Annotated in this window: 17 protein-coding genes; 10 read left to right on the forward strand and 7 right to left on the reverse strand. The window is 50.2% G+C overall.

Features of this window, described 5'->3' with window-relative positions:
- Nucleotides 1-17 precede the first annotated feature (17 nt).
- Entirely contained in the window at nucleotides 18-137 is a 120-nt protein-coding gene (locus G434_RS31075) for a KPN_01571 family protein (RefSeq protein ID WP_001323423.1), read from the reverse strand.
- A 255-nt stretch (nucleotides 138-392) separates the two neighbouring features.
- Here G434_RS31075 and asr point away from each other — a divergent pair, with 255 nt between their 5' ends.
- The 3 genes from asr (at nucleotide 393) to G434_RS21120 (ending at nucleotide 1,798) form a co-directional block, all read left to right on the forward strand.
- A complete protein-coding gene (gene asr / locus G434_RS21125) occupies nucleotides 393-701 on the forward strand; it encodes an acid resistance repetitive basic protein Asr (RefSeq protein WP_001513309.1) in 309 nt (102 codons plus the stop codon).
- 92 nt (nucleotides 702-793) lie between these two features.
- Complete coding sequence (locus G434_RS0124800; RefSeq protein ID WP_000233092.1) at nucleotides 794-877, forward strand: small membrane protein YdgU; 84 nt, start codon at nucleotides 794-796, stop codon at nucleotides 875-877.
- A 99-nt stretch (nucleotides 878-976) separates the two neighbouring features.
- Nucleotides 977-1,798 (forward strand): trypsin-like serine peptidase, encoded by an 822-nt coding sequence (locus G434_RS21120; RefSeq protein ID WP_001260856.1) that lies wholly within the window; start codon nucleotides 977-979, stop codon nucleotides 1,796-1,798.
- 38 nt (nucleotides 1,799-1,836) lie between these two features.
- Here the strand turns inward: G434_RS21120 and mdtI are convergent, their stop codons facing one another.
- Nucleotides 1,837-2,166, reverse strand: coding sequence for a multidrug/spermidine efflux SMR transporter subunit MdtI (mdtI, locus tag G434_RS21115; RefSeq protein WP_000046661.1), 330 nt, complete (start codon nucleotides 2,164-2,166; stop codon nucleotides 1,837-1,839).
- Nucleotides 2,153-2,518: a multidrug/spermidine efflux SMR transporter subunit MdtJ gene (gene mdtJ, locus G434_RS21110; RefSeq protein WP_000276149.1), complete on the reverse strand. Its 366-nt coding sequence runs from the start codon at nucleotides 2,516-2,518 to the stop codon at nucleotides 2,153-2,155. Before mdtJ ends, mdtI begins: the two co-directional genes overlap by 14 nt.
- 411 nt (nucleotides 2,519-2,929) lie before the next feature.
- Between mdtJ and tqsA the strand changes: the two genes are divergently transcribed.
- Complete coding sequence (gene tqsA / locus G434_RS21105) at nucleotides 2,930-3,964, forward strand: AI-2 transporter TqsA (RefSeq protein ID WP_001118233.1); 1,035 nt, start codon at nucleotides 2,930-2,932, stop codon at nucleotides 3,962-3,964.
- A gap of 24 nt (nucleotides 3,965-3,988) precedes the next feature.
- On the opposite strand, the gene pntB is transcribed toward tqsA, so the two are convergent.
- A complete protein-coding gene (gene pntB / locus G434_RS21100; RefSeq protein WP_000014036.1) occupies nucleotides 3,989-5,377 on the reverse strand; it encodes a Re/Si-specific NAD(P)(+) transhydrogenase subunit beta in 1,389 nt (462 codons plus the stop codon).
- Nucleotides 5,378-5,387: 10 nt separating this feature from the next.
- Complete coding sequence (gene pntA, locus G434_RS21095; protein WP_001376875.1) at nucleotides 5,388-6,920, reverse strand: Re/Si-specific NAD(P)(+) transhydrogenase subunit alpha; 1,533 nt, start codon at nucleotides 6,918-6,920, stop codon at nucleotides 5,388-5,390.
- A gap of 523 nt (nucleotides 6,921-7,443) precedes the next feature.
- On the opposite strand from pntA, the gene ydgH reads away from it, so the two are divergent.
- The 3 genes from ydgH to folM all read left to right on the forward strand — a co-directional run bounded on the left by ydgH (nucleotide 7,444) and on the right by folM (nucleotide 10,715).
- Nucleotides 7,444-8,388 (forward strand): DUF1471 family protein YdgH, encoded by a 945-nt coding sequence (ydgH, locus tag G434_RS21090; RefSeq protein ID WP_000769328.1) that lies wholly within the window; start codon nucleotides 7,444-7,446, stop codon nucleotides 8,386-8,388.
- A 185-nt stretch (nucleotides 8,389-8,573) separates the two neighbouring features.
- The gene (locus tag G434_RS21085) at nucleotides 8,574-9,956 is read left to right on the forward strand and encodes an amino acid permease (RefSeq protein ID WP_000412379.1); all 1,383 of its coding nucleotides are present in this window, start codon (nucleotides 8,574-8,576) and stop codon (nucleotides 9,954-9,956) included.
- 36 nt (nucleotides 9,957-9,992) lie between these two features.
- Nucleotides 9,993-10,715 (forward strand): dihydromonapterin reductase, encoded by a 723-nt coding sequence (folM, locus tag G434_RS21080; RefSeq protein WP_000520798.1) that lies wholly within the window; start codon nucleotides 9,993-9,995, stop codon nucleotides 10,713-10,715.
- Here the strand turns inward: folM and G434_RS21075 are convergent.
- Nucleotides 10,712-11,047: a GlpM family protein gene (locus G434_RS21075; protein WP_000524861.1), complete on the reverse strand. Its 336-nt coding sequence runs from the start codon at nucleotides 11,045-11,047 to the stop codon at nucleotides 10,712-10,714. The genes folM and G434_RS21075 overlap by 4 nt on opposite strands.
- 128 nt (nucleotides 11,048-11,175) lie before the next feature.
- On the opposite strand from G434_RS21075, the gene rstA reads away from it, so the two are divergent.
- The 3 genes from rstA to tus all read left to right on the forward strand — a co-directional run bounded on the left by rstA (nucleotide 11,176) and on the right by tus (nucleotide 14,205).
- Nucleotides 11,176-11,895 carry a two-component system response regulator RstA gene (gene rstA, locus G434_RS21070; protein WP_001092508.1) on the forward strand — a complete coding sequence of 240 codons (720 nt, stop codon included), beginning with the start codon at nucleotides 11,176-11,178 and terminating at the stop codon, nucleotides 11,893-11,895.
- A 3-nt stretch (nucleotides 11,896-11,898) separates the two neighbouring features.
- Nucleotides 11,899-13,200 (forward strand): two-component system sensor histidine kinase RstB, encoded by a 1,302-nt coding sequence (rstB, locus tag G434_RS21065; protein ID WP_000732505.1) that lies wholly within the window; start codon nucleotides 11,899-11,901, stop codon nucleotides 13,198-13,200.
- A 75-nt stretch (nucleotides 13,201-13,275) separates the two neighbouring features.
- Entirely contained in the window at nucleotides 13,276-14,205 is a 930-nt protein-coding gene (gene tus / locus G434_RS21060; protein ID WP_001309528.1) for a DNA replication terminus site-binding protein, read from the forward strand.
- On the opposite strand, the gene fumC is transcribed toward tus, so the two are convergent.
- Nucleotides 14,202-15,605: a class II fumarate hydratase gene (gene fumC / locus G434_RS21055; protein ID WP_001099112.1), complete on the reverse strand. Its 1,404-nt coding sequence runs from the start codon at nucleotides 15,603-15,605 to the stop codon at nucleotides 14,202-14,204. The two genes, tus and fumC, sit on opposite strands and share 4 nt — an antisense overlap.
- Nucleotides 15,606-15,628: the final 23 nt, after the last annotated feature.

Below are 15,628 nucleotides of genomic sequence, written 5' to 3' on the forward strand. Positions count from 1 at the left end.
CCGGACTTATTGCCTGCTCAAACCAACGTTAATAGCCATCCTAAAATAGACGAAGCGCCAGCCAATTCCCGCAGCGCATCTAGCGTCATCAGGACTATAAGTACCCAAATAAACGGATTCATTTTGCTGTGTGTCATTTATTACTGATGCGCAGTTATTCTACCGCTTTGTAAGTAGTAAAATAGTTAACCTGATCAAGACTACTATTATTGGTAGCTAAATTTCCCTTAAGTCACAATACGTTATTATCAACGCTGTAATTTATTCAGCGTTTGTACATATCGTTACACGCTGAAACCAACCACTCACGGAAGTCTGCCATTCCCAGGGATATAGTTATTTCAACGGCCCCGCAGTGGGGTTAAATGAAAAAACAAATTGAGGGTATGACAATGAAAAAAGTATTAGCTCTGGTTGTTGCCGCTGCTATGGGTCTGTCTTCTGCCGCCTTTGCTGCAGAGACTGCGACCACACCTGCTCCGACTGCGACGACCACCAAAGCAGCGCCTGCGAAAACCACACATCATAAAAAACAGCATAAAGCAGCACCTGCCCAGAAAGCGCAGGCGGCTAAAAAGCATCATAAAAATGCGAAAACTGAACAGAAAGCCCCTGAACAAAAAGCGCAGGCAGCGAAGAAACACGCCAAGAAACACAGCCATCAGCAACCGGCAAAACCTGCTGCACAACCCGCAGCGTAAGTTTTCAACAGTAATACTGGCGCGCCCCCTCGCGCCTGAAAATTACGGTGCTAAGCGGGTAACGTTTAGCACCGCCTTTAGCGGAGGGTAGTATGGTGGGCCGTTATCGCTTTGAGTTCATTCTTATCATCCTTATTTTATGCGCACTGATTGCCACCCGTTTTTATCTTTCCTGATCGTAGTTATCTGATTTTACTCCCACTTTCATCCCGTCCCGTCTATAGTATTTATGAGGGTTTGCTTTTAATAATCATAATTACCCACCAGAGTGTGATATGCGTACAACCATTGCTGTAGTGTTGGGTGCAATTAGTTTGACGTCTGCTTTTGTGTTTGCAGATAAACCAGACGTTGCCAAATCGGCAAACGATGAGGTCAGCACCCTGTTTTTTGGTCATGATGATCGTGTGCCAGTGAATGACACGACCCAATCACCGTGGGATGCGGTTGGCCAACTGGAAACGGCCAGCGGCAATTTATGTACGGCGACGCTGATTGCACCCAATCTGGCATTAACGGCAGGACACTGTTTATTGACGCCGCCAAAGGGTAAAGCCGATAAAGCGGTAGCGCTGCGTTTCGTGTCAAATAAAGGTCTTTGGCGCTATGAGATCCACGACATAGAAGGCCGCGTTGATCCGACACTGGGAAAGCGGTTAAAAGCAGATGGGGATGGTTGGATTGTTCCTCCCGCAGCTGCGCCGTGGGACTTCGGTTTGATTGTGCTACGTAATCCCCCTTCTGGCATTACACCGTTGCCGTTATTTGAGGGAGATAAAGCCGCGCTTACCGCCGCATTAAAATCGGCTGGCCGTAAAGTGACTCAGGCAGGATACCCTGAAGATCATCTCGATACGTTGTACAGTCATCAAAACTGTGAAGTGACTGGCTGGGCGCAAACGTCGGTGATGTCGCATCAGTGCGATACCTTGCCGGGTGACAGCGGTTCGCCTCTGATGTTGCATACCGATGACGGCTGGCAATTAATTGGGGTGCAAAGTTCGGCTCCTGCCGCGAAAGATCGCTGGCGCGCCGATAACCGGGCCATTTCTGTTACCGGTTTTCGCGACAGGCTGGATCAACTGTCGCAAAAATAATGTTCAAACGCTGCCCGACAGCGCGGGCAGCGTGTTCATCAGGCAAGTTTCACCATGATCATTCCAGCCAACAGCAAGACCAGGCCAATCCAGCCTTTACGATTTAACCGTTGACCAAACAAGATCCAACCTGCGGCTAACGTGGCGGCAATACCAAACCCGCCCCACAATGCATAAGCGACAGACAAGTCGATCCCTTTAACGGCCTGAGAAAGCGCACTAAAGGCAGCCAGCACCGCCGCCAGGGAGAGCAAGCCAAATATTTTGCGACGAAAGCCGTCAGAAAATTTCAAAAAGACGTTAGCAACGATTTCCAGCACGATTGCCAATGCCAGCCAGGCGGCGTGAACCCATTCAAACTGCGCCATGGTTCACCTCCAGTTCAGGTTTACGCGCTTTACGGGTACCTGATTTGATCAATACAATCCCGGCGACCAGGGTGGTTAACCCGGCAATTTTCATCAGCGATAAACTTTCGTCGAATAACAAAACACTAAACAAGGTAATAAATAAAATACCGATACCTTCCCACAGCGCATAAGCCACGCCTAAGGCGATCTTTTTAACGGCGAAAGAGAGAAATATATACGACAGAGAAATCATCACCAGCATTAAAATAAAGCCGCCATTTCCCTCACTGACGCTCGCCCATTTCATAGACAGCGTACCGGTAATTTCTGTAGCAATAGCCAGACCTAATAAAATCCAATAAATATACATTGTCCTTCTCCTGCAAGAGAATTATTTTAATTTTCGCTTAATTCAGCGAAACCAAAGTAAAGTGGTCAAGCCCCGCGCATAGCGCAAGCTTTGGCAGAAGAAAGGACTAAAGCGCGTTGCGCCAGTGCTGCTCACCTACGAGCAAGATAGTGGATGAGGTACGAAGATGGGTAAATGTAGAAAATAACGTCCTGAACAAATTGTCCATAATATTACAATTATCCGCAGTGTTGCTTCTCGTCATCGCGGATGATAATTGTCCTCGGTAGTTGAACACGCCTGATTTGTATCATAGCTTAAGAATTAACTCAAAATATTTTCACTTCTTTACCTGAGCGGTTTGATTTTCGTTATGATGACGGAGCGAAATAGACATTATTATTAGCAAAGGAAGAAAAAACGGGGACAAGCATGGCAAAGCCGATCATCACGCTCAATGGCCTAAAAATCGTCATTATGTTGGGAATGCTGGTCATTATTCTCTGCGGTATCCGTTTTGCCGCCGAGATCATCGTGCCGTTTATTCTCGCATTATTTATTGCTGTTATTCTTAACCCGCTGGTGCAACACATGGTCCGCTGGCGAGTGCCGCGTGTACTGGCGGTGTCGATTTTGATGACCATCATCGTGATGGCGATGGTGTTGCTGTTAGCTTATCTGGGTTCCGCACTCAACGAGTTGACGCGGACGTTACCGCAATATCGCAACTCTATTATGACGCCGCTGCAAGCGCTTGAACCGTTGTTGCAACGCGTAGGGATTGACGTCTCAGTTGACCAGCTGGCGCATTACATTGATCCGAACGCGGCGATGACGTTGCTCACCAACTTATTGACGCAGTTATCTAATGCCATGTCATCAATATTTTTATTGCTGCTGACGGTGCTGTTTATGCTGCTCGAAGTGCCACAATTGCCCGGAAAATTTCAGCAAATGATGGCGCGTCCGGTTGAAGGGATGGCGGCGATTCAGCGTGCGATTGACAGTGTGTCTCATTATCTGGTGCTGAAAACAGCCATCAGCATCATCACCGGCCTGGTCGCCTGGGCGATGCTCGCCGCACTCGATGTTCGCTTCGCTTTTGTCTGGGGATTGCTGGCCTTTGCGCTTAATTACATCCCGAATATTGGTTCAGTTCTCGCGGCAATCCCCCCTATCGCTCAGGTACTGGTGTTTAATGGCTTCTACGAAGCGTTGTTCGTGCTGGCGGGATATCTGCTGATTAATCTGGTCTTCGGCAATATTCTGGAGCCACGCATCATGGGGCGTGGGCTGGGGCTTTCCACATTGGTGGTATTTTTGTCGTTGATTTTTTGGGGATGGTTGTTAGGACCGGTGGGTATGCTGCTTTCCGTGCCGTTGACAATTATTGTCAAAATTGCGCTTGAACAAACAGCGGGAGGTCAAAGCATCGCCGTTCTGTTAAGCGATCTCAATAAAGAGTGACGGCCTCCGCAGAGGCCGTCAGGGTTACAGAGCTTTCAGGATTGCATCCACGCTGGCTTTGGCGTCACCAAACAGCATGTGGGTGTTTTCCTTGAAGAACAGCGGGTTTTGCACACCAGCATAGCCAGTGTTCATCGAACGTTTAAAGACAATCACGTTCTGCGCTTTCCACACTTCCAGCACAGGCATACCAGCAATCGGACTCTTCGGATCATCCTGCGCCGCCGGGTTAACCGTATCGTTAGCACCAATCACCAGTACGGTATCGGTATCAGCAAAGTCATCATTGATCTCGTCCATTTCCAGCACGATGTCATACGGTACTTTTGCTTCAGCCAGCAATACGTTCATATGTCCAGGCAAACGCCCCGCAACCGGGTGGATACCGAAACGCACGTTGATACCACGAGCGCGCAGTTTCTCGGTAATTTCAGCGACAGGATATTGCGCCTGCGCGACTGCCATGCCGTACCCCGGAGTAATGATCACTGAATGGGAGTTTTTCAGCAGTTCCGCTGTCTCTTCTGCGGTGATTTCGCGGTGCTCGCCCACTTCCTGATCATCGCCAGTAGAAGAGCCGTCGGTGCCGAAACCACCCGCAATAACGCTGATAAAGGAACGGTTCATCGCTTTACACATAATGTAAGAAAGGATAGCGCCCGAAGAACCGACCAGCGCACCGGTCACAATCAGCAGGTCGTTGCTGAGCATAAAGCCCGCAGCCGCAGCCGCCCAGCCGGAGTACGAGTTCAGCATCGACACCACCACTGGCATATCTGCACCACCGATGGAGGCGACTAAATGCCAGCCGAATACCAGCGCAATGGCGGTCATTATCAGCAATGCCAGCACTTGCAGGCCGACGCTGTCCGTGCGAACAAATACAATCAGCAGCAGGAAGGAAACGACCAGAGCCGCCAGGTTCATTTTGTGACGGTTTGGCAGCATCAACGGTTTAGACGAAATCTTGCCACACAGTTTGCCGAACGCCACCACCGAACCCGTGAACGTTACCGCCCCGATGAAGATACCGAGGAACACTTCCGTCAGGTGAATATTGACCAGAATCGGTGCCATTCCCGCGTCATGATGCAGATAGCTGTTAAAGCCAACCAGCACTGCCGCCAGACCCACGAAGCTATGCAGGATCGCCACCAGTTCTGGCATTTCGGTCATTTCAACTTTCTTCGCCAGCCGGATACCAATTGCCCCACCAATGACCATCGCCAGCAAGATCCAGCCAACATTACCCGTATCCGGTCCAAAAATGGTTGCGATTAACGCAATCGCCATCCCGGCGATACCGAAGTTGTTACCCTGGCGAGACGTTTCATGTTTCGAAAGCCCGGCCAGACTGAAGATAAACAGGATCGCGGCAACAATGTATGCAGCTGTAACTAATCCTCCAGACATATGTTACCCCTTAATTTTTGCGGAACATTTTCAGCATGCGCTGAGTCACGGTGAAGCCACCGAAAATATTAATGCTGGCTATAAGCACCGCGATAAAACTAAGGAAGCTAACCCAGCCGCCCTGGCCAATCTGCAACAGTGCTCCGACAACAATAATCCCTGAAATCGCGTTGGTGACCGACATCAACGGTGTATGCAGCGCGTGCGATACATTCCACACCACGTAATAACCGACAACGCAGGCCAGCGCGAACACAGTGAAGTGCCCAAGGAATTCTTTCGGCGCAACGCTTGCCATCCAGCCAAAAAGAATGATTGCCAGCGCCATCAACGCGTATTTACGCCACGGTGAGCAGGTACATTTTTCCTCAGTTTTCACTTCCGGTGCCGCTTTTTGTGCCGCCTGCGGCTGAGCTGATACCTGAATCGGCGGTGCCGGCCAGGTAATTTCGCCCGCACGGATCACGGTCACGCCGCGAATCACCACATCATCAAAATCAACAGTGATGTTGCCATCTTTCTCTTTGCACAACAGTTTCAGCAGATTAACGAGGTTTGTGCCGTAAAGCTGTGAGGATTGCGTCGGCAGACGGCCCGGAAGATCGGTATAACCAATCACTTTGACACCATTTTCCGTAGTGAAGATTTCACCCGGCACGGTGTATTCACAGTTACCGCCGTTCTGGGCTGCCAGGTCGACAATCACACTGCCCGCCTTCATGGAGTCAACCATTTCACGGGTAATTAGCTTCGGCGCTGGTTTGCCTGGAATAAGCGCGGTGGTGACAATGATATCGACCTCTTTTGCCTGGGCGGCAAAGAGTTCCATTTCCGCTTTGATGAACGCGTCCGACATCACTTTGGCATAGCCATCGCCGCTGCCCGCTTCCTCTTTAAAATCCAGCTCGAGGAATTCCGCGCCCATACTTTGAACTTGTTCTTTCACTTCCGGGCGGGTGTCGAATGCACGCACAATCGCGCCGAGACTGTTTGCTGCGCCAATGGCGGCCAGACCTGCAACACCCGCACCAATCACCATCACTTTTGCCGGTGGCACTTTCCCGGCCGCAGTGATTTGCCCGGTAAAGAAGCGCCCAAATTCATGTGCTGCTTCAACAATGGCGCGATAACCGGCGATGTTCGCCATCGAGCTTAGTGCGTCCAGCGATTGTGCGCGTGATATACGCGGCACAGAGTCCATCGCCATCACGGTCACGTTACGTTCCGCAAGTTTTTGCATTAATTCCGGATTCTGCGCAGGCCAGATAAAACTCACCAGCGTTGTCCCAAGATTCAGTAACGCAATTTCATCATCTAACGGCGCATTGACCTTCAGAATGATCTCTGACTGCCAGACGCTATTCCCTTCTACAATTTCAGCGCCCGCTTGCACAAACGCTTTATCGTCAAAACTTGCCAGTTGACCCGCGCCGCTCTCTACCGCGACGGTAAAACCCAGTTTCAGCAGCTGTTCCACTGTTTTTGGCGTTGCTGCAACACGGGTTTCATTGGTTAACCGTTCTCTTGGTATGCCAATTCGCATGATATTCCCTTCCATCGGTTTTATTGATGATGGTTTGCCTGTGTCAGGAGCCACACAAGCCGCTCATGTACGAGCTAAATGTTACTCCGTTAAAATAAATTAGTAACAAACGCCCTATAACGTACTGAAAATTATGCCTGTGATCTAGCGCCAAAAATCAGTATTTCGGCGTGAACTCGCAAAATATTAACGATTCAGCCGTGATAGTGGGATAAACACCTTAGAACGCCGGATAAAGACTGATAATTGTCTTCGACGGTCAGGTAAAACGAGACATCGCCCCAGTACGAATCACTACTTAACATTAAATTAACTTATACAATTCAGTTGCTTCAGTAGTATTGATGCTGATACGGCTGTTTTTTAAGCATAGACGGTCATTTGAGCAGGATTAAAATTGGTTTAAGGAATGTGATATGAAAAATGACGCAGACAGTTACACCGTTTAAATGCAATAATCAGCCACGTTTCTCGTTAATAACAATACCAGTACCTGGTTTGCGCAAGGCGAAGGATTATTTTTATGAAGCTTAAGAACACCCTCCTGGCGTCGGCACTGCTTTCTGCTACGGCATTCTCCGTTAACGCAGCAACAGAACTGACACCGGAGCAAGCGGCAGCGGTTAAACCTTTTGACCGTGTAGTGGTTACCGGTCGTTTTAATGCTATTGGCGAAGCGGTGAAAGCCGTTTCTCGTCGCGCAGATAAAGAAGGTGCCGCCTCTTTTTATGTTGTCGACACTTCTGATTTTGGTAACAGCGGTAACTGGCGTGTGGTCGCTGACCTCTATAAAGCCGATGCTGAAAAAGCAGAAGAAACAAGTAATCGCGTAATTAACGGAGTTGTCGAACTGCCGAAAGATCAGGCCGTTCTGATTGAACCGTTTGACACGGTCACCGTCCAGGGCTTTTATCGTAGCCAGCCAGAAGTCAATGATGCCATCACCAAAGCGGCAAAAGCGAAAGGTGCCTACTCTTACTACATCGTTCGTCAAATCGATGCCAACCAGGGCGGCAACCAGCGTATTACTGCATTCATCTATAAAAAAGATGCGAAGAAACGTATCGTCCAGAGCCCGGACGTAATCCCGGCAGATTCCGAAGCAGGACGTGCAGCTCTGGCTGCCGGTGGCGAAGCTGCGAAGAAAGTTGAGATCCCGGGTGTTGCGACTACCGCATCACCAAGCTCTGAAGTCGGTCGCTTCTTTGAAACCCAGTCATCAAAAGGCGGGCGTTACACTGTCACGCTTCCTGACGGCACTAAAGTCGAAGAACTGAACAAAGCGACCGCAGCGATGATGGTCCCGTTCGACAGCATCAAATTCTCTGGCAACTACGGCAACATGACTGAAGTCTCCTATCAGGTTGCGAAACGTGCCGCGAAGAAAGGTGCTAAGTATTACCACATCACCCGCCAGTGGCAGGAACGTGGTAATAACCTGACCGTCAGCGCAGATCTGTATAAATAACTATTCAGTTACTCCTATAAGGCGGCTTGATGCCGCCTTTCGCATTTTTAGTCACAAATTTCCCCGCGACCATTGCATGCAGACACATCTCTTCGTAAAATCCCGCGCTTCAGTGGCAAACTCCATTTTTATGCGTTTTGCCCTAATATTTATTCTTCTTATCACGTTTTAATCACTGGATATCGATGGAAAAGAAACTGGGACTGAGCGCACTCACCGCGCTGGTATTAAGCTCAATGCTGGGCGCGGGTGTTTTCAGTCTGCCGCAAAATATGGCGGCAGTTGCCAGCCCGGCAGCACTGCTCATCGGCTGGGGTATTACTGGCGCAGGCATTTTATTGCTGGCCTTTGCCATGCTGATCCTCACGCGCATTCGTCCCGAACTTGACGGCGGTATCTTTACCTATGCCCGCGAAGGGTTTGGCGAGCTAATCGGCTTTTGTTCCGCATGGGGATACTGGCTGTGCGCGGTCATCGCCAACGTCTCCTATCTGGTGATCGTTTTTTCCGCGTTAAGCTTTTTTACGGACACGCCGGAATTGCGCCTGTTTGGCGATGGTAATACCTGGCAATCGATCGTCGGTGCATCGGCTTTATTGTGGATTGTTCACTTTTTGATCCTGCGCGGGGTGCAAACCGCTGCCAGCATTAACCTGGTGGCAACACTGGCAAAATTGTTGCCGCTGGGTCTGTTTGTTGTGCTGGCGATGATGATGTTCAAACTGGATACCTTCAAGCTCGACTTCACCGGACTTGCACTTGGCGTACCCGTTTGGGAACAGGTGAAAAACACCATGCTGATCACCCTGTGGGTTTTCATTGGTGTGGAAGGTGCCGTGGTTGTTTCTGCGCGTGCGCGTAATAAACGTGATGTTGGCAAAGCGACACTGCTGGCGGTTCTCTCCGCTCTGGGCGTTTACTTGCTGGTAACGCTGCTTTCGCTGGGCGTGGTGGCACGTCCTGAACTGGCTGAAATTCGTAACCCGTCAATGGCCGGTCTGATGGTGGAAATGATGGGACCATGGGGCGAAATCATCATCGCTGCCGGTTTGATCGTTTCCGTTTGCGGCGCGTACTTAAGCTGGACCATCATGGCGGCAGAAGTTCCGTTCCTGGCAGCCACTCATAAAGCATTCCCGCGCATTTTTGCGCGCCAGAACGCACAAGCTGCGCCATCCGCTTCACTGTGGCTGACCAATATCTGCGTGCAAATTTGTCTGGTACTCATCTGGCTGACCGGTTCCGATTACAACACATTGCTGACCATCGCCTCAGAGATGATTCTGGTGCCCTATTTCCTGGTCGGCGCGTTCTTGCTGAAAATCGCAACCCGTCCACTGCATAAAGCGGTAGGTGTCGGTGCCTGCATTTATGGCTTATGGTTATTGTACGCCTCTGGTCCAATGCACTTGCTGTTATCCGTTGTTCTGTATGCGCCGGGGCTGCTGGTTTTCCTGTATGCGCGTAAAACGCATACACATGATAATGTACTGAACCGTCAGGAAATGGTGCTGATTGGCATGCTGTTAATTGCCTCAGTTCCGGCGACCTGGATGCTGGTGGGATAACGTTCATCCCATCGTTGGATAGCAAAGGAGATAACGATGGGTAAAACCCAGCCCTTGCCAATATTAATTACTGGCGGAGGTCGTCGCATCGGCCTCGCACTCGCCTGGCATTTCATTAATCAAAAGCAACCGGTGATTGTCAGCTATCGGACGCACTATCCAGCCATTGATGGACTAATTAAGGCAGGTGCGCAGTGTATTCAGGCTGATTTTTCGACCAACGACGGTGTGATGGCGTTTGCCGATGAAGTACTAAAAAGTACCCATGGTCTGCGTGCTATTTTGCATAACGCCAGCGCGTGGATGGCGGAAAAACCGGGTGCGCCACTGTCCGACGTACTGGCTTGCATGATGCAGATCCACGTTAATACCCCATACCTGCTCAACCATGCGCTAGAAAGATTACTGCGTGGGCACGGACACGCCTCCAGCGATATCATTCACTTTACCGATTATGTGGTGGAGCGCGGTAGCGACAAACATATTGCCTATGCTGCAAGCAAAGCGGCACTGGATAATATGACTCGCTCGTTTGCCCGCAAGCTGGCACCGGAAGTGAAAGTGAATTCTATTGCGCCATCGCTGATCCTGTTTAATGAACATGATGATGCCGAATATCGACAACAGGCGCTGAATAAATCACTGATGAAAACCGCGCCTGGCGAGAAAGAAGTGATCGACCTGGTCGATTACTTACTTACCAGCTGCTTTGTCACCGGACGCAGTTTCCCTCTTGATGGCGGTCGTCATCTGCGTTAATGCAGCTTTATCCAGCATATAATCAACACCCATGCGCTTATCCCCCAACACGCAACAGAACCAACAAAAGCGGCGGGCAAGCGCATCATTCCGGTGAAATACCACAGCGACGCCAGGTAAACAAAATAGGGAATAATCGACCACATGCTAAAAATGATGGTTGCGCGTAAGGCTTCAATGCCGCGTTCGCTGGCAACAATATAATGCGCGATGAGCGCAAAGGTCGGGAAAAGTGGGATCAGCCCGGCGATATAATAATTTTTCGTTTTTGCTAAAACACCAATCAACAGCACTACCAGCGCACCGAGCGCGGCTTTGATTACCAGCCCCATCTTTTTACCTTAACACTTCCATAACAAGTCATCAGTAGAATACCTGATGAAAACTTGTTTAGAAACGATTGATAGTAAGTAAAAACAGCGCGGTGTATTGTGACGTTTTTATATCTACCGTGAATAATATGAACACTATCGTATTTGTGGAAGATGATGCGGAAGTCGGTTCACTGATTGCCGCGTACCTGGCAAAACATGATATGCAGGTTACCGTAGAGCCGCGCGGCGACCAGGCCGAAGAAACTATTCTGCGAGAAAATCCGGATTTGGTGTTACTCGACATCATGCTACCAGGCAAGGACGGCATGACCATTTGTCGTGATTTACGCGCAAAGTGGTCCGGACCGATTGTTCTTCTAACCTCTCTCGATAGCGATATGAACCACATCCTGGCACTGGAAATGGGTGCCTGCGACTATATTCTCAAAACGACGCCCCCTGCTGTTTTGTTAGCGCGTTTACGTTTGCATTTGCGTCAGAATGAGCAAGCCACGCTGACCAAAGGTCTTCAGGAAACGTCACTGACTCCCTACAAAGCCCTGCATTTCGGCACGTTGACCATCGATCCTATCAACCGCGTAGTCACCCTGGCTAACACTGAAATCTCGCTCTCGACAGCTGATTTCGAATTATTGTGGGAATTAGCTACCCATGCCGGGCAAATCATGGACCGCGATGCATTGCTGAAAAATTTACGCGGCGTCAGTTATGACGGACTGGATCGTAGCGTGGACGTGGCTATTTCGCGGTTAAGAAAAAAACTGCTCGATAACGCCGCAGAACCTTATCGCATTAAAACTGTGCGTAACAAAGGCTATCTTTTTGCGCCTCATGCATGGGAATAAGCGATGAAAAAACTGTTTATCCAGTTTTACCTGTTATTGTTTGTCTGCTTCCTTGTGATGTCTCTGCTGGTTGGGCTGGTGTACAAATTTACCGCCGAACGCGCGGGCAAACAGTCGCTGGATGATTTGATGAACAGTTCGCTGTATCTGATGCGCAGCGAATTGCGTGAGATCCCCCCACACGATTGGGGTAAGACGCTGAAGGAGATGGATTTAAATCTCTCTTTCGATCTGCGTGTCGAGCCGCTGAGTAAATATCATCTTGATGATATTTCCATGCACCGGCTGCGTGGCGGCGAAATTGTCGCCCTGGACGATCAGTACACGTTTTTGCAACGTATCCCGCGCAGCCACTACGTGCTGGCAGTTGGTCCTGTTCCTTATCTTTATTACCTCCATCAGATGCGATTACTGGATATCGCCCTGATCGCTTTTATTGCCATTTCCCTCGCCTTTCCGGTGTTTATCTGGATGCGTCCGCACTGGCAGGATATGTTAAAACTGGAAGCAGCGGCGCAACGATTTGGCGATGGGCATCTCAATGAGCGTATCCACTTTGATGAGGGTTCGAGCTTTGAACGACTTGGCGTCGCATTTAACCAGATGGCGGACAATATCAACGCCTTGATTGCCAGCAAAAAACAGCTTATTGACGGTATCGCTCATGAACTGCGAACACCGTTAGTGCGCCTGCGTTATCGACTGGAGATGAGCGATAACCTGAGCGCCGCCGAATCCCAGGCGTTGAATCGCGATATCAGTCAACTTGAAGCTTTAATTGAAGAGCTGCTGACTTATGCCCGACTCGATCGCCCACAAAACGAGCTTCATCTTAGCGAACCAGACCTGCCGTTGTGGCTGTCAACGCATCTGGCAGACATTCAGGCAGTAACGCCCGATAAAACGGTACGGATTAAAACGCTCGCGCAAGGCCATTATGCGGCGTTGGATATGCGCTTAATGGAGCGCGTGCTGGATAATTTGCTCAATAACGCCCTGCGCTACTGTCACTCAACGGTTGAAACCAGCCTGCTACTGTCGGGGAATAGAGCGACATTAATTGTTGAGGATGATGGCCCAGGGATTGCCCCAGAAAACCGCGAACATATCTTTGAACCTTTTGTTCGCCTCGATCCCAGCCGGGATCGCTCAACCGGCGGCTGCGGGCTGGGGTTGGCGATTGTCCACTCTATAGCACTAGCAATGGGCGGTACGGTTAATTGTGACACCAGCGAACTGGGTGGTGCCCGCTTCTCGTTTAGTTGGCCGTTATGGCATAACATCCCGCAATTTACCTCTGCTTGACATTACGCGCACGATGGTCAAGTCACCACCATTGTGCTATAAATTAAGGATGTTGTAACTAAAGTGGTTAATATTATGGCGCGTTACGATCTCGTAGACCGACTCAACACTACCTTTCGCCAGATGGAACAAGAGCTGGCTGCATTTGCCGCTCATCTTGAGCAACACAAGCTATTGGTTGCCCGCGTGTTCTCTTTGCCGGAGGTAAAAAAAGAGGATGAGCATAATCCGCTTAATCGTATTGAGGTAAAGCAACATCTCGGCAACGACGCGCAGTCGCTGGCGTTGCGTCATTTCCGCCATTTATTTATTCAACAACAGTCCGAAAATCGCAGCAGCAAGGCCGCTGTTCGTCTACCTGGCGTGTTGTGTTACCAGGTCGATAACCTTTCGCAAGCAGCGTTGGTCAGTCATATTCAGCACATCAATCAACTCAAGACTACGTTCGAGCATATCGTCACGGTTGAGTCAGAACTCCCCACAGCGGCGCGTTTTGAATGGGTGCATCGTCATTTGCCGGGGCTGATCACCCTTAATGCTTACCGAACGCTCACTGTTCTGCACGACCCCGCCACTTTACGTTTTGGGTGGGCCAATAAACATATCATTAAGAATTTGCATCGTGATGAAGTCCTGGCACAGCTGGAAAAAAGCCTGAAATCACCGCGCAGTGTCGCACCGTGGACGCGCGAGGAGTGGCAAAGAAAACTGGAGAGAGAGTATCAGGATATTGCTACCCTGCCACAGGACGCGAAGTTAAAAATCAAACGTCCGGTGAAGGTGCAGCCGATTGCCCGCGTCTGGTACAAGGGAGATCAAAAACAAGTACAACACGCTTGCCCTACACCGCTTATTGCGCTGATTAATCGGGATAATGGCGCGGGCGTGCCGGACGTTGGGGAGTTGTTAAATTACGATGCCGACAATGTGCAACACCGTTATAAACCACAGGCGCAGCCGCTTCGTTTGATCATTCCACGGCTGCACCTGTATGTTGCAGATTAACGCCCGGCTTTCATACTGCCGACCATCTGTTCTGGCCGTACCCAGCTGTCAAACTCGGCTTCGCTAAGATACCCCAGCGCAAGGGCTGCAGCTTTTAAGGTCAGCCCTTCTTTATGCGCTTTTTTGGCGATCTCGGCGGCTTTGTCATAACCTATGTGGGTGTTAAGCGCAGTCACCAGCATCAGCGATTCATTGAGTAATTGATTGATTCGCTCACGATTCGGTTCAATACCCACTGCGCAGTGTTTGTTAAAACTTTCCATGCCATCTGCCAGCAAGCGCACCGATTGCAGGAAATTGTGGATCACCATCGGACGGAAAACGTTCAGTTCAAAGTTACCGGAAGCGCCACCCATGTTGATCGCCACGTCGTTCCCCATCACCTGACAGCAAAGCATGGTTAATGCCTCACACTGTGTTGGGTTCACTTTTCCCGGCATGATTGAGCTGCCCGGCTCATTTTCCGGGATTGAGATTTCACCAATTCCACAGCGCGGGCCAGAGGCCAGCCAGCGGACATCATTGGCAATTTTCATCAGTGACGCAGCCAACCCTTTCAACGCGCCGTGCGCCTGAACCAGGGCATCACAGGTCGCCAGCGCTTCAAATTTGTTCGGCGCGGTAACAAACGGTGCGCAGGTAATGACTGCCAGTTCATCTGCCACGCGACGCGCATACTCCGGATGGGTATTTAGTCCAGTACCCACAGCTGTACCGCCCATAGCCAGTTCCGCTACGTGAGGCAGGCTGTATTCAATATGTTTGAGATTATGCTCGAGCATCGCTACCCAGCCGGAAATCTCCTGCCCCAGTGTTAGCGGCGTGGCGTCCTGCAAGTGGGTTCGACCGATTTTTACGATATCGGCAAATGCACGCGATTTTTCACTCAGCGTCTGTGTCAGGGTTTTAAGCTGCGGAATGAGTTGCTTGCGCAGCGCCAGCAGCGCCGCAACGTGCATCGCCGTTGGAAAGACATCGTTAGAACTTTGGCTTTTGTTCACGTCGTCGTTAGGGTGAACTTTACGCTCCATCCCACGCACGCCGCCGAGTAATTCACTGGCCCGGTTAGCCAGCACTTCGTTCATGTTCATGTTACTTTGCGTGCCGGAGCCAGTCTGCCAGATAGCCAATGGGAATTCGTCGTCATGCTGTCCTGCCAGTACTTCATCCGCCGCCTGCCGAATGGCGCTCGCTTTCTCTTCAGACAACAAGCCTAAATCTTCATTAACTTTTGCCGCTGCGCGCTTGGTTAGCGCCAGCGCATGAATCAGTGAGGTGGGCATTTTCTCCGTCGAAATGCGGAAATGCTCCAGCGAGCGTTGAGTTTGTGCGCCCCACAGCTTATCTGCCGGGACATCAATCGCCCCCATCGAATCTTTTTCGCTGCGTACTGTATTCATGGCCTGCTCCTCACCTGATTAAT

Origin of the sequence: Escherichia sp. KTE172 (assembly GCF_000408845.1) — a bacterium.
Classification (GTDB): Bacteria; Pseudomonadota; Gammaproteobacteria; order Enterobacterales; family Enterobacteriaceae; genus Escherichia; species Escherichia coli.

What these genes read in the sequence shown, in the direction of transcription:
- folM (WP_000520798.1), top strand. Translation starts at nt 9,993, where the DNA reads ATGGGTAAAACCCAGCCCTTGCCAATATTAATTACTGGCGGAGGTCGT.
- asr (WP_001513309.1), top strand. Translation starts at nt 393, where the DNA reads ATGAAAAAAGTATTAGCTCTGGTTGTTGCCGCTGCTATGGGTCTGTCT.
- rstB (WP_000732505.1), top strand. Translation starts at nt 11,899, where the DNA reads ATGAAAAAACTGTTTATCCAGTTTTACCTGTTATTGTTTGTCTGCTTC.
- G434_RS21075 (WP_000524861.1), bottom strand. Translation starts at nt 11,047, where the DNA reads ATGGGGCTGGTAATCAAAGCCGCGCTCGGTGCGCTGGTAGTGCTGTTG.
- rstA (WP_001092508.1), top strand. Translation starts at nt 11,176, where the DNA reads ATGAACACTATCGTATTTGTGGAAGATGATGCGGAAGTCGGTTCACTG.
- tus (WP_001309528.1), top strand. Translation starts at nt 13,276, where the DNA reads ATGGCGCGTTACGATCTCGTAGACCGACTCAACACTACCTTTCGCCAG.
- pntA (WP_001376875.1), bottom strand. Translation starts at nt 6,920, where the DNA reads ATGCGAATTGGCATACCAAGAGAACGGTTAACCAATGAAACCCGTGTT.
- tqsA (WP_001118233.1), top strand. Translation starts at nt 2,930, where the DNA reads ATGGCAAAGCCGATCATCACGCTCAATGGCCTAAAAATCGTCATTATG.
- mdtI (WP_000046661.1), bottom strand. Translation starts at nt 2,166, where the DNA reads ATGGCGCAGTTTGAATGGGTTCACGCCGCCTGGCTGGCATTGGCAATC.
- G434_RS31075 (WP_001323423.1), bottom strand. Translation starts at nt 137, where the DNA reads ATGACACACAGCAAAATGAATCCGTTTATTTGGGTACTTATAGTCCTG.
- fumC (WP_001099112.1), bottom strand. Translation starts at nt 15,605, where the DNA reads ATGAATACAGTACGCAGCGAAAAAGATTCGATGGGGGCGATTGATGTC.
- G434_RS0124800 (WP_000233092.1), top strand. Translation starts at nt 794, where the DNA reads ATGGTGGGCCGTTATCGCTTTGAGTTCATTCTTATCATCCTTATTTTA.
- mdtJ (WP_000276149.1), bottom strand. Translation starts at nt 2,518, where the DNA reads ATGTATATTTATTGGATTTTATTAGGTCTGGCTATTGCTACAGAAATT.
- ydgH (WP_000769328.1), top strand. Translation starts at nt 7,444, where the DNA reads ATGAAGCTTAAGAACACCCTCCTGGCGTCGGCACTGCTTTCTGCTACG.
- G434_RS21085 (WP_000412379.1), top strand. Translation starts at nt 8,574, where the DNA reads ATGGAAAAGAAACTGGGACTGAGCGCACTCACCGCGCTGGTATTAAGC.
- pntB (WP_000014036.1), bottom strand. Translation starts at nt 5,377, where the DNA reads ATGTCTGGAGGATTAGTTACAGCTGCATACATTGTTGCCGCGATCCTG.
- G434_RS21120 (WP_001260856.1), top strand. Translation starts at nt 977, where the DNA reads ATGCGTACAACCATTGCTGTAGTGTTGGGTGCAATTAGTTTGACGTCT.